This is a genomic window from Glaciecola sp. 33A (genome assembly GCF_002836745.1).
GTDB lineage: Bacteria > Pseudomonadota > Gammaproteobacteria > Enterobacterales > Alteromonadaceae > Glaciecola.
In genome coordinates this window covers 717,168-730,627 of the sequence record NZ_PJAR01000044.1, presented here as the reverse complement: position 1 = coordinate 730,627, position 13,460 = coordinate 717,168, and the positions used below count along the sequence as shown (strand labels likewise).

13 protein-coding genes are annotated in these 13,460 nt (G+C 41.5%); 11 read left to right on the top strand and 2 right to left on the bottom strand.

Annotation, left to right across the window (positions count from 1 at the left end; all coding sequences use genetic code 11):
• The first annotated feature begins 136 nt into the window (after positions 1-136).
• The 6 genes from cmk to pyrF all read left to right on the top strand — a co-directional run bounded on the left by cmk (position 137) and on the right by pyrF (position 5,132).
• Positions 137-823, top strand: a complete 687-nt coding sequence (gene cmk, locus CXF81_RS19335; RefSeq protein WP_101183024.1) for a (d)CMP kinase — start codon at positions 137-139, stop codon at positions 821-823.
• A gap of 87 nt (positions 824-910) precedes the next feature.
• Positions 911-2,584, top strand: a complete 1,674-nt coding sequence (gene rpsA / locus CXF81_RS19330) for a 30S ribosomal protein S1 (RefSeq protein ID WP_101183023.1) — start codon at positions 911-913, stop codon at positions 2,582-2,584.
• A 77-nt stretch (positions 2,585-2,661) separates the two neighbouring features.
• Positions 2,662-2,940, top strand: coding sequence for an integration host factor subunit beta (ihfB, locus tag CXF81_RS19325; RefSeq protein ID WP_006012065.1), 279 nt, complete (start codon positions 2,662-2,664; stop codon positions 2,938-2,940).
• A gap of 31 nt (positions 2,941-2,971) precedes the next feature.
• On the top strand, positions 2,972-3,232 hold the full coding sequence (locus CXF81_RS19320) for a lipopolysaccharide assembly protein LapA domain-containing protein (RefSeq protein ID WP_101183022.1): 261 nt from the start codon (positions 2,972-2,974) through the stop codon (positions 3,230-3,232).
• Positions 3,233-4,405 (top strand): lipopolysaccharide assembly protein LapB, encoded by a 1,173-nt coding sequence (gene lapB / locus CXF81_RS19315; protein ID WP_101183021.1) that lies wholly within the window; start codon positions 3,233-3,235, stop codon positions 4,403-4,405.
• A 7-nt stretch (positions 4,406-4,412) separates the two neighbouring features.
• Positions 4,413-5,132: an orotidine-5'-phosphate decarboxylase gene (gene pyrF / locus CXF81_RS19310; RefSeq protein ID WP_101183020.1), complete on the top strand. Its 720-nt coding sequence runs from the start codon at positions 4,413-4,415 to the stop codon at positions 5,130-5,132.
• 187 nt (positions 5,133-5,319) lie between these two features.
• On the opposite strand, the gene CXF81_RS19305 is transcribed toward pyrF, so the two are convergent.
• Together CXF81_RS19305 and ald are read right to left on the bottom strand one after the other, a co-directional pair.
• Entirely contained in the window at positions 5,320-6,366 is a 1,047-nt protein-coding gene (locus CXF81_RS19305) for an alpha/beta hydrolase (protein WP_101183019.1), read from the bottom strand.
• Positions 6,367-6,598: 232 nt separating this feature from the next.
• Positions 6,599-7,729, bottom strand: coding sequence for an alanine dehydrogenase (gene ald / locus CXF81_RS19300; RefSeq protein ID WP_101183018.1), 1,131 nt, complete (start codon positions 7,727-7,729; stop codon positions 6,599-6,601).
• A 120-nt stretch (positions 7,730-7,849) separates the two neighbouring features.
• Between ald and lrp the strand changes: the two genes are divergently transcribed.
• From lrp to crcB, 5 genes are all read left to right on the top strand, one after another.
• Positions 7,850-8,335, top strand: a complete 486-nt coding sequence (gene lrp, locus CXF81_RS19295) for a leucine-responsive transcriptional regulator Lrp (protein ID WP_101183017.1) — start codon at positions 7,850-7,852, stop codon at positions 8,333-8,335.
• 110 nt (positions 8,336-8,445) lie between these two features.
• Positions 8,446-10,971, top strand: coding sequence for a DNA translocase FtsK (locus CXF81_RS19290; protein ID WP_101183016.1), 2,526 nt, complete (start codon positions 8,446-8,448; stop codon positions 10,969-10,971).
• Positions 10,972-10,974: 3 nt separating this feature from the next.
• Positions 10,975-11,676, top strand: coding sequence for an outer membrane lipoprotein chaperone LolA (gene lolA, locus CXF81_RS19285; protein WP_101183015.1), 702 nt, complete (start codon positions 10,975-10,977; stop codon positions 11,674-11,676).
• A gap of 49 nt (positions 11,677-11,725) precedes the next feature.
• The gene (locus CXF81_RS19280) at positions 11,726-13,072 is read left to right on the top strand and encodes a replication-associated recombination protein A (RefSeq protein WP_101183014.1); all 1,347 of its coding nucleotides are present in this window, start codon (positions 11,726-11,728) and stop codon (positions 13,070-13,072) included.
• A 1-nt stretch (position 13,073) separates the two neighbouring features.
• Positions 13,074-13,460: a fluoride efflux transporter CrcB gene (crcB, locus tag CXF81_RS19275; RefSeq protein WP_101183013.1), complete on the top strand. Its 387-nt coding sequence runs from the start codon at positions 13,074-13,076 to the stop codon at positions 13,458-13,460.

Here is a 13,460-nt window from a genome sequence, read left to right as displayed (position 1 = left end):
TAGATAGGTAAATAGTGTTCGCATAAATTAGCAAATAGCTAGTTTCAAGGCAGTTGAATGCCCTAAAGCATTGCACTGTTGGCACATGTGCGTATAATTGCCGCGTTTTTCGGCCAGCGAACGTAATGGAGTAATTATGCAAAAAGTGCCAGTCGTAACTGTTGACGGACCCAGTGGGGCGGGGAAAGGGACCCTAAGTACGCTTTTAGCTGAGCATTATCAGTGGCAATTCCTAGACAGCGGTGCAATTTATAGAGTGCTAGCTGTAGCAACAACGCATCATGGTATTGAGCCTGATGACGAAGTTGGTATCGTGCCATTAGCTGCTAGTTTGGACGTCATGTTTGACACCCAAAATGGAGTAACCCGAGTGATTCTAGAGGGCGAGGATGTCACTGACGATATTCGAACCGAAGAAGTGGGCTCGGTTGCTTCACAAGTAGCTGCTTTGCCAACCGTAAGAGAGGCGCTTTTAAGACGACAACGGGCGTTTGCTGAAGCGCCAGGACTGGTCGCAGATGGCAGAGACATGGGTACTGTGGTGTTTCCAAATGCGGATGTAAAAATATATTTGACTGCAAGTGCTGAATCGAGAGCGCAAAGACGATACGATCAGTTGAAACTTAAAGGTTATGATGTTAACCTTTCGCGCCTTTTATCGGATATACAAGCTCGAGATGAGCGTGATTCAAATCGCTCGGTTGCTCCCTTAGTGGCAGCAAGCGACGCTTTAGTACTTGATTCTACCTCAATGGGTATACAACAAGTGCTTGATAAGGCAAAAGATTTCATTGAAGCCAAGCTGTTTGGTGGAAATGTTTAAAGACTGTTGTTAGGACGACGACGGTATCATTAACAACCCCGTAACCCCACGGATGATATTACGGATTAAAAAAGACTATCAAATAATATGACTGAAAATTTTGCACAACTTTTTGAAGAAAGCTTACAACAGATAGAAACTCGCCCGGGCGCAATCGTTAAAGGTACCGTAGTATCTATCGATAAGGACATTGTTCTTGTTGACGCTGGCTTGAAATCAGAAAGTGCTATTCCGGTAGACCAATTTAAAGCGGCTGACGGTACATTAGAAATCGCTGTTGGGGATGTTGTTGACGTTGCATTAGATGCAATCGAAGATGGTTTCGGTGAAACTATTCTTTCTCGTGAGAAAGCGAAACGCCACGAAGCGTGGGTTGAGCTTGAAAGAGCTTACGAAGAGAAAGAAACCATTAAAGGTGTTATCAACGGTAAAGTTAAGGGTGGTTTCACAGTTGAAGTTAATACTGTACGCGCATTCTTACCAGGTTCACTTGTTGATGTTCGTCCTGTTCGTGAAACAGTACATCTTGAAGGCAAAGAATTAGAATTTAAAGTTATTAAGCTTGATGCTAAGCGTAATAACGTAGTTGTATCTCGTCGTGCAGTTATCGAAGCAGAGAGCAGCGCAGAACGTGATCAACTTCTTTCCAACTTGGAAGAAGGTGATGAAGTCAAAGGTATCGTTAAGAACCTTACTGACTATGGCGCGTTCGTAGATTTAGGTGGTGTAGATGGTCTTCTACACATCACAGATATGGCTTGGAAGCGCGTTAAGCACCCAAGTGAAATCGTTAATGTTGGTGATGAAATCAACGTTAAAGTGCTTAAGTTTGATAAAGAAAAGTCACGCGTTTCATTGGGTATGAAGCAAATGGGCAATGATCCATGGCAAGAAATTGCTAATCGTTACCCTGAAGGTGCTCGTTTAAGTGGTGCAGTCACTAACTTAACTGATTACGGTTGCTTTGTAGAAATTGAAGACGGTGTTGAAGGTCTAGTTCACGTTTCAGAAATGGATTGGACTAATAAAAATATTCACCCATCTAAAGTCGTTAACCTTGGTGATGTTGTTGAAGTTATGGTACTTGAAATTGACGAAGAGCGTCGTCGTATTTCTCTTGGCCTCAAACAATGCATCGATAATCCTTGGGAAACATTCGCTAAGTCACACGAAAAAGGTGACAAAGTGTCTGGTAAGATCAAGTCAATTACTGACTTCGGTATCTTTATTGGCCTTGATGGCGGCATTGACGGTCTTGTTCACTTATCTGACATCTCATGGCAGAAAACCGGTGAAGATGCAGTTCGTGACTATAAGAAAGGTGACGAGATTTCAGCTGTTGTCCTTCAAGTTGACCCAGAACGTGAGCGTATCTCACTTGGTGTTAAACAAATTGAAGAAGACCCATTCAATAAGTATCTGACAGATAACAAGAAAGGTGCTATTGTTAATGGAACAGTAATTGAGGCCGATGCAAAAGGTGTAACAGTTCAACTTGGTGATGAAGTTGTTGGTTATATCCGTATTGGTGACCTCACACGCGATAGAGTGGAAGATGCTGGTGAAGTAGTGAAGGTTGGTGATGCAATCGATGCTAAATTCATGGGTGTTGACCGTAAGAACCGCATTGTTAATCTTTCGGTTAAGGCTAAAGATCACGCTGATGAGAAAGAAGCGATTGATAGTGTTAACAACAAGACCGACGAAGCTGGTTTCGCTAGCGCGATGGCAGAAGCATTTAAAGCTGCTAAAGGCGAGTAATGCAATTCGGAGCGACAGTCCCTGTCGCTCCAATTTCTCCCTGGTTGCTGTATATCATTCTTAAATAGGAGATCGGCGTGACCAAATCAGAACTTATAGACCGTTTAGGCGAGAAAGCACAGCACCTGCAGGGTAAAGAGCTTGAACTTGCAATTAAAGAATTATTAGAACAAATGGCCCAAACCCTTCAACGCGGCGAACGCATTGAAATAAGAGGTTTTGGCAGTTTTTCACTACATTATCGTTCACCTCGCACTGGTCGTAACCCTAAAACAGGAGAGACTGTAGAGTTAACAGGTAAGCATGTACCGCATTTTAAAGCAGGCAAGGAACTCAGAGATAGAGTCGACCTGTAAATATTCGCTATTCAGTAATCAAGGCTATTCGATGAAAGGAATAATCGTTGTCGTTGTCATTATCATGTTATTAATGATATCGATTGTTATTGGTTCTCAAAATACCCAAATGATTACCGTCAATTACCTCGTCGCTAAAGCTGAGTTAAGAGTCTCTACGTTTATGGTTATCACCATAGCATTAGGCTTTTTAATTGGGTTTTTGATGATGGTACTTCGTTTTCTAGGCCTCAAAATGCAAAATACACTTTTGCAACGAAGGCTGAAGAAGCTATCAAAAGATTCCGCATAAATGTTAGAAGCATTATTCTTAGCGTTACCCGTTGCCGTTGCGTACGGTTGGGTTATGGGCCGAAACAGTCTTAGAAAAGCCCAACGTAGACAATCCTCTATTCTTTCAAAGCACTATTACAAAGGATTAAACTTCTTACTTTCTGACCAACCTGATAAAGCGGTTGATACCCTCATGAAAATGATCAGTGTTAATAATGATACAGTTGAAACACATATCGCTATGGGGAACTTCTTTAGACATCGAGGTGAATTAGATAGAGCCATTAGAGTTCATCAGAACCTTATAAGCAGAGATGAAATAAGCAATAAGCAAGAGGCTCTAGCACTTTTAGAGTTGGGAACAGATTATTTACTGGCTGGTTTTTTGGAACGTGCTGAAGGTGTATTTTTACAGTTATTAGAACAGACTCAACACTTTGATGTAGCCCAGCAAAAACTGTTTAATATTTATCAAGTGACCAAAGAGTGGAACAAGGCGATTGAGTTAGCAAGTACCAGTATTCAGATAACGCCAAACGATAAACACTTGTACGTTTTGCTCTCACACTTTTATTGTGAGCAAGCAAAAGCATTGCTTGAAGAAAACAAAAAAGATGAAGCCACCTCGCTATTGAAAAAAGCGATCATGATCGATGGTAGCCAAGTGCGAGCATGGCTAGACCTTGGAAAACTGGCACTTGCCTCGGAAAATTATAAAGAAGGTTTTGCGTACTTATCTGAAATACCCAAGCGTGACTTAGATTGGTTAAGTGAAGCTATTCCCTTGTTGGAAGAATGGGCGAGTAAAACAGATGGTTGGGAGCAGTTAGAAAAACTGTTAGAACCTTACTGGCAAAAATGTGCCTCCTCTTATATTGCTAAGGTGAATATTATTGCTCGCAATGGCGACAACGAGCATGCAATTAACATTCTCGTCTCGCAGTTGCAGAAGCAGCCAACTATGCGCGGATTCAAAACACTACTTAAGCTCTACCAAGACAACTTCAGTGATGCTAAAAAGGCGCAAGAAAGTCTAGGTCACTTACAATCGCTTCTCGATAAGCAAATAAGCCAACGCCCAAAATATAGATGCAACAGCTGCGGTTTCTCTGGTCGTCAATTGCATTGGCTTTGTCCCGCCTGCAAAACCTGGTCCAGCAGTAAACCCATTAAAGGCCTAGACGGAGAATAATATCAGTATGTCTGTAACTTTTTGCGACCCGAAAGTCATTGTTGCACTTGATTTTGATAATCTACACGCAGCTAACGAGTTGATTTCAAAGCTCGATCCAAATGCATGTCGTTTGAAAATTGGTAAGGAAATGTTTACTTATTTTGGACCCGACTGGGTTAAGAAAGTGGTTGCTTTAGGCTTTGATGTTTTCCTAGATCTGAAATTTCATGATATACCAAATACAGTAGCTAAAGCGGTTAAAGCAGCCGCTTCATTGGGTATTTGGATGGTAAACGTGCACGCTAGCGGTGGTCCCGATATGATGAAGGCAGCCATAGAAGCACTCAAAGAGACCGGAATAAATAGACCTCTGCTGACAGCGGTAACGGTATTAACTAGCATGGACCAAAATCAATTGGATTCAGTGGTGGGCAATATACAAATTAGTGAGCAAGTTAAACGCTTAGCTTTGTTAACTCAAGAATGCGGTTTGGATGGTGTCGTATGTTCTGCTCAGGAAGCCATCGAGTTAAGAAAAATACTGAATCATGATTTTTTGCTAGTGACGCCTGGTATTAGGCCGATTGGCTCAAAAACAGGTGACCAAGTGAGAATTGCAACACCGCTAACCGCTCTTGAAAGTGGTGTTAACTATTTAGTTATAGGTAGGCCTATAACCCAAGCGGCTGACCCTCTCAGCAGCTTAAACGACATTAACACTTCAATTTTTCACTTATCTAAATAGTACGCATTTATAAAAAAGGCGCTATTAGCATTAGCTGTTGTTCTCGGGGAATAATCCTATACTTAATGCACGCAGCGCATAGGAGACATGGCACTGAGGAAAAAAAGCTTCACTAAACCTTATCAGTGAGTCTAAGGGGGATGGTATTATTTGTCCCCTTCGGTAAACGAACTATTTAAAGGTAGCCTTATTCTATAACTGAAAGACCTTGGGAGCTTACAATAAAGTCGAAGGCTAATTCATTAAGTGTTTTACCTCCAACGGTAGCACTCCAAGCGCCATGTCCCATGCCTTCTAGTGGATAGTAAGCAAACGGGGCACCCGTTGACGAATAGATGGCTCGGAGTTCTTGCGCGTTACTAAATGCCACGGTAGTGTCAACAGTACCGTGGACTATGCTCAAAGGTGAATCAGATTCATCCCATCGTGAGACACCATCGAGCTGTTCAAGAAGATTAACACCTCCACCAGACCCCCAATGATTAATTACGGTATGCACAACAGCGCTCTGATCTAAATTTACTGTTATTAATGTTGGATCGTCACTTGTCGTCAATTCATTAGTGTAGTCTTCAGAATTGATGACGCCAAGAGCGACGCCGATTATAGATCCCGCTGAACCACCCACAACTGAAATGTGATCAGTATCAATACCAAGTGCATCAGCTTGCTGATAGACCCAACGAATAGCACCTTTGGCGTCTCGAATTGCAGGGTACATAGCTTTCACTTGATCGCGTGAACTTTCCGATAAATTTGGTATAGCGTTAATTGCATTGAGTAAAGTGTTCGGCAATGTTCCGTAATCCCTTAATAGTCGATAGTTGATGGAGATGCCGATAAAACCTCGCTCCGCAAAGTATGTCAGCGTATCAAAAGCTGCGGCCATTGACTTATCGCCACCTGTAAAGCCTCCGCCATGAATAAAAACAACGGCTGGTTTTAAGGGTTCTTCATTATTTGGTTTATAAATATCCAATAGTAGATTTTTTGAATCCGAAGACTCCGTATTCCAATAGGCGTGGCTTAAACCTTCGCCATATTTAACATCGGTGGTTAGATGAACAGAGAAGTTCGCCAATTTGTAAACCTCTGCGGTAATCGTAGCCGGAGGATTAGTTTGGTGGTTCGTTTCTTCAATTGGACTTTGTGAAGGATCGCTGCCACCACAACCACTAATTATAAGAAAAAAATAAACAGACATACTTATTAATAAATATCTTTTAAAAATCATAATATCGACCTTTCCTGTTTTTGTTATCCGACTACCTATACTTTACGCTAGTTAACGTAAAGACAATTCAAGATAAAGTAAATTTTGTGTAAACTTCGTTTCCTATATCTAGTTATAAGAGGATCGACTCCTACCGAATTCTCTCCCAAATATTCTCTTTCAATAACTAACGCCAATAGAGCCAAAAAAAAGGAGCCTAAATCGGCTCCTTTGATACTCTTAACAATAATACTTAACTATTTAGTGCTTCTGCCGCAGGTAGGTAAGTTAAGCCTAATTTCTCGCCTAATGCGTCAACTACCGCTTTGTATGTAACGATACCATTATGTACATTCAGTCCATTTAGCAAGTGTGGATCATCTAGCATTGCCTGCTTAGGACCTTTGTTTGCTAATGCTAAACCAAATGACAATGTAGCGTTATTCAGGGCCATTGTCGATGTACGTGCCACACCACCAGGCATGTTTGCTACGCAGTAATGAACTACATCATCAATAATATAAACAGGGTCTTGATGTGTTGTTGCTTTTGACGTTTCAAAACAACCGCCTTGATCAATAGCAACATCAACCACGACAGAACCTGGCTTCATATTTTTAATATGTTCGCGATTTAGCAGTTTTGGAGCCGCAGCACCAGGAACTAGAACAGCACCAATGACTAAGTCGGCTCGTGATGAATGATAATCAATGGCTTCAGATGTTGAAAATACAGTCGCTAAGCGGCCCTCAAAAATATCATCTAGTTCACGTAAACGATTTAAGGAACGGTCAAGGATAGTAACATCAGCACCCAGTCCCATCGCCATTTTGGCAGCATTTAAACCAACAACACCGCCGCCAATAATGAGCACTTTGCCTGGTGCAACACCGGGTACGCCGCCTAATAAGGTGCCGCTACCGCCGCTTGCTTTTTCCAGGTAATGAGCACCCGCTTGAATTGACATACGACCTGCAACTTCGCTCATTGGGGCTAAAAGGGGAAGCGTTCCACGATGGTCTGTGACAGTCTCATAGGCAATACAAGTTGCACCTGATTCAACCAATAATTGTGTTTGTACTGGATCTGGAGCAAGGTGCAGATAGGTGTAGAGAGTTTGCCCCCGACGAAGCATTTTGCATTCGTTTGCCTGTGGTTCTTTCACTTTAACTATCATGTCTGCTTTAGCAAATATTTCTTCAGGCGTTGCAATAATTATGGCACCTGCATTTGTATAAAGTGCGTCCGTGAAACCTATCGACGTACCTGCATTAGTCTGCACAAGCACCTCATGACCGCATTTAACAAACTCCTGAACTGCAGCCGGAGTAAGTCCGACGCGATATTCATGATTTTTTATTTCCTTTGGTACACCAACAATCATCTTAAGACCTTAAATGTTAATTAATTGGGTGCAGTTTACTGTATTTTTAGTAAATAAAAATATCGAAGATCTTACAAATGCAGTATAATCTTCTGATAATTGAGTGATTAATGAAATTAAATGCTAGTTAAGACACCTAAACATATAGACCGAATTGACCGCAAAATACTGACTGCGCTGCAATTAGACGGAAGACTTTCCAACGTAGAATTAGCGAAAAAAGTAGGTTTAAGCCCCAGTCCGTGCTTAGAAAGAGTTAAACGCCTTGAGCAGCAGGGTTACATAACTGGCTATACGGCGACAGTTGATCCGTCCATGCTGGGAGCAGCAATGCTAGTGTTTGTTGAAATTACACTATCAAAAACCTCGGTTGATATATTCTCAGAATTTTCTACGGCAGTGCAAATATTGGACGACATTCAAGAATGCCACTTAGTTTCAGGGAATTTTGATTTTTTATTGAAAGCAAGAGTTGCTGACATGTCTAGTTATCGTAAGTTGTTAGGTGATACTTTATTGCGTTTGCCTGGCGTAAGTGAATCTCGTACTTACGTTGTGATGGAAGAAGTAAAACACACTAATCGAATAAAAATTAACGATAAATAACATTCATCCTGTATGCAGTTGTTTGGATTATGATATTCTTGACAGCCCATATGGATTAGTTGCGATAACACTAGTTCAATAAGAATTATAAATAAAAGAATTGTAGGGATATGGCGCGATTATCCGGAACACAACGATTGATGGAAGTAGGCATGATGTTGTCATGTGCAACTGCTTTTTTCTTGCTGATAGCATTAGCTTCATTTCATCCTAGTGACCCTGGTTGGTCGCAGGCTGGATTGCACAATGAAATTCAGAACTTGATGGGCTCCACTGGCGCGTGGGCTGCTGATATTCTGTTATTTACGTTTGGTATCACAGCCTATGTTTTGCCCTTTGCTCTGGCGTTTTGCGGCTGGTTTATATTTCTGCACCTGAAGAGTGTATCTAAACTCGATTATCTCACAATTAGCCTTCGTCTGGTGGGGGCCCTGTTAGTTGTGTTCGGCTTCACGGGCATCGCTAGTATCAACTTTGATGACTTCTACAGTGTGTCCGCTGGCGGCGCTATGGGGGATATAATCAGCACAGCACTTGTCCCTTATTTTAGTTTTGTTGGCACTGTACTACTGCTCATTTGTTTTTTCTGTACTGGATTTACACTAGCGACTGGTATTTCTTGGTTGAGTATCATTGATAGTATTGGTTCATTTACTATTAGTAGAGCGAAAGACTTATATACGTTGCCGCAAAAAGTGAGCGCGCTTTCCCTACCTTCTTTTGTAAATAAAAATGAAAATGCATTGCCTAAACCTATCAATACCGAGAGCTCTGAATTAAGTATAACCAGTTTACGCGCTGAGCCAGGGCCTGAAGCAAGTGAAAACACAACAAATAAAACAAGTAATTTAGATACAACAAGTGCTTCAAACCCATGGACTAAATCAGAACCTAAATTCCATATTCCTGATGCGGTTTTTATGTCAGAAGACGAAAGTATAGATGATATAAAATCTTCTGATAAATATGTTTATAACACTGAAGATGATGAGGATGAACTGGAGTCAATCCCTGCAGTGGAGCGTCAACGTATCAAAGTTGTTAGGGCTTCAAAAAGTGCAGGGCAGGGTGGATTGCGTGCAGAACAGAGTATAAAGCCCGCAACATCAAGTCAAGAAGCCGCTTCGATACCCGTCAGAAAAACACTCATGCCGTCATTTGATTTATTAGAGCGCGCTGACAAACATGAAAATCCAATTACTCAAGAAGAGTTAGACCAAGTCTCTAGGCTGCTAGAAGCAAAACTAGCAGACTTTAGCATCATCGCAAACGTGGTTGATGTATTACCTGGTCCTGTTATTACCCGCTTTGAACTGGACTTAGCGCCGGGCGTAAAAGTGAGTAAAATTACTGCCTTAGCAAAAGATTTAGCGAGGGCAATGTCAGCAATTTCGGTTCGTGTTGTCGAGGTTATTCCTGGCAAGTCCGTTATAGGCTTAGAGCTCCCAAACAAGCATCGTGAAATGGTTCGCCTTAGCGAAGTGATTGAAACCAAAGCGTTTCAAACCAGTGAATCGCCGTTAACTATCGTGTTGGGAGCCGATATTTCAGGTAAGCCAGTTGTGGTTGATTTGGGTAAAATGCCACATTTATTAGTTGCTGGTACAACTGGCTCAGGTAAATCGGTTGGCGTAAACGTGATGATATTAAGTTTACTTTATAAATCGACTCCTGAAGATGTTCGCCTCATTATGATTGATCCAAAAATGCTCGAGCTTTCTGTTTATGAGGGCATACCACATCTGTTAACTGAAGTGGTAACTGACATGAAACAGGCATCCAACGCATTGCGTTGGTGCGTTGGTGAAATGGAACGTCGTTACCGCTTAATGTCTGCGCTGGGTGTTAGAAACCTAAAGGGCTATAATAAGAAAATAAAAGATGCGAAAGACATCGGTGAGCCGATACTTGACCCACTATGGAAGTCGGAGGAGAGCATGGAAGACAGCGCTCCAGAACTTAATAAATTACCCAGCATTGTTGTCATCGTCGACGAATTTGCTGACATGATGATGATCGTCGGTAAAAAGGTTGAAGAACTGATCGCAAGGATTGCACAAAAGGCTCGTGCTGCTGGTATACACCTTATCTTAGCGACTCAAAGACCGTCTGTAGATGTTATAACAGGCTTAATCAAAGCCAACATTCCAACGAGAATTGCATTCCAAGTATCTAGTAAAATTGACTCAAGAACCATACTTGACCAACAAGGTGCAGAATCATTGTTAGGGGCTGGAGATATGTTGTATAACCCCCCTGGTACCAGCATTACAACTCGCGTCCATGGTGCATTTGTGGACGACCACGAAGTTCATGCTGTCGTTGCAGATTGGAAACAACGAGGTGCACCTCAATACATCGATGAGATCCTAAATGGCGAAGCAACATCCGAAGTATTGTTACCTGGAGAAAGTCCGGATGGGGAAGATCAAGAGTATGATGCATTTTATGACGAGGCGGTCGCTTTCATTACCCAAACGCGCCGCGCTTCTGTATCAAGCGTGCAACGTAAATTTAGGATTGGCTACAACAGAGCTGCACGTTTAGTTGAACAAATGGAACAGAGCGGTGTCGTAAGCTCACCCGGCCATAACGGCAATAGAGAGGTGTTAGCACCACCTCCACCAAAGGATTAAATTATGTTGACTCTGGTCAAAAATGAACGTTTTACTTTGCTCAAAAATAAGCTTCGAAGGATAACTTCATCTGCTGTCATTGTGCTCAGTTTAATGACGCTAAGCAACGCTGCCATAAGTGCTGATTCCGCTGCGCAAGAAGCACAAAATACCACGCCAAAGAATGAGTTAAAAATAAAACTCAGCAAACTAGTTTCATATTCGGCTAATTTCTCACAGAGTATTTCTGATATTAGTGGCAAAGAATTACAAAAGTCATCGGGTACATTGACTTTAAAAACGCCAAATATGCTGCGTTGGGAGACTCAATTGCCGGACGAGACTTTGCTTATTGCCGATGGTACGACTGTGTGGAACATTGACCCATTTGTAGAGCAAGTTACGGTAATAAAACAAACATCAATAAGCCAAAATAATCCCTTAATGCTGCTAGTCTCAGATGATGAAACACAGTGGAATACGGTTATTGTTGAAAACAAACAGTCTCGATTTGTAGTTACATCAAAAAATGAAAATGCAAACATCGTTTCATTGATTATTGAGTTCAACGGCGATGAACTTACTCGCCTGCAATCAACAGATAGACAACAGCAAAAGAGCTTATTAGTGTTTTCAAATATAGCTCAAAACGAATCCGTTTCACCGTCGCTGTTTTCGTTTGATATTCCAAAGAATTACATTATTGACGACCAACGCAGTCAATAATAAAGCGAAGCTTCAATCGCCTAAATTCGTCGTTAACATTGAGTGCTAAATGAAATCCTCTGCATATACACCCCTGGCTAGTTTACTTAGACCAAATAGTCTCAGTGATTACGTGGGCCAGTCTCATTTAATTGGAGAACAGGGAACTATCTCCAGAATGCTCGCACAAAAGAACTGCTATTCAATGATATTTTGGGGTCCTCCCGGCACAGGTAAAACAACGCTAGTGCACTTAATTGCAGAACAACTGGACGCCGACGTAATTGAGCTTTCTGCTATTAACTCAGGTGTGAAAGAAATACGAGCCGCCATTGGGGACGCTAGCCTATCTTTAACCAATGTTAATTCGGATTTATTTGCAAGACAAAAAGTTGTCTTTGTAGACGAAATTCACCGTTTTAATAAAAGTCAACAAGATGCTTTTTTACCTTATGTTGAAAGTGGTCATATTATCCTTATTGGTGCTACAACAGAAAATCCAAGTTTTTCAGTCAACCGGGCTCTGCTCTCTCGTTTACGTGTATTTATTTTGGAAAAACTATCAACAGATGAGTTAATGACGCTGTTAAATAGTGCAATTAAATTTTTGCAAGAACGAGAAAATAAATGTATTGAGTTTGAAGAAAATGCCTCGTTGGCACTCATCTCTCAATCTAACGGCGATGCAAGAAGCTTGCTAATGTCGATTGAAATTTGCAGTGACTTAGTCCGTAAGGATGAAAAAATAAATTTAGAATTAATTAAAAAAGCGACTGGTGCTAAAACGCTAGCGTTTGATAAGAACGGTGACCATTATTACGACTTATTATCTGCGTTTCATAAATCGGTACGCGGTTCCTCACCCGATGGCGCTTTATATTGGTTTTGTCGCTTGCTCAAAAGTGGTGGCGATCCCTTAGTCATCGCAAGGAGATTGTTAGCCATTGCATCTGAAGATATTGGAAATGCAGATCCCAGAGCATTACAAGTTTGCTTAAATAGTTGGGACCTATATCATCGAGTCGGTCCGGCTGAAGGCGAGCGGGCCCTAGCCCAAGCGGTTATTTATTGTGCCCTTGCACCAAAAAGCAATGCGGTATACGCCGCTTTTAAAAAAGCACAACAGCTTATTGACGACACACCAAGTTACGATGTTCCAAACCACTTAAGAAACGCACCGACTAGTTTGGCCAAACAAATGGGACATGGTGAGGGATATCGTTATGCTCATAATGAACCTAACGCCTATGCTGCAGGTGAGTCGTATTTACCTGCCGATATTGCTGATCAGGTATTTTACACGGCTACCGATAGAGGTTTGGAGAAGCAACTGAGTGCTAAAATGGTTTTCTTAGCAGGGCTTGATGCTCAAGCGCTTGGGCAAGGGAATTCAAGAAAAGATAAAGTGAGTAAATAAGATGCAGACGTTTCAAATATACTTGTTTGTAGCCATTGGCGGAGCAATGGGCGCGTCCATGCGTTATTTTGTTTTACAACTTACCACTAATCTATTGGGAAAGAGCTTTCCATTTGGTACTCTTGCGGTAAATGTATTGGGTTCGTTTGTTCTGGGGCTAGTGTATGCATTCTTGCAGCAGAATAATGGAGAAAACACAGGATTAAGGGTATTAGTAGGCTTTGGTCTCTTAGGCGCGTTTACTACCTTTTCTACGTTTTCACTCGATACTGTATTACTCATTCAGCAGGGCGAGTTAATTAAAGCCTCACTGAATGTATTTTTGAACGTCACTGTTTGTCTTATTTCAGTATGGTTGGCGTTCCTAATTTATCAAAGGATATTGTAA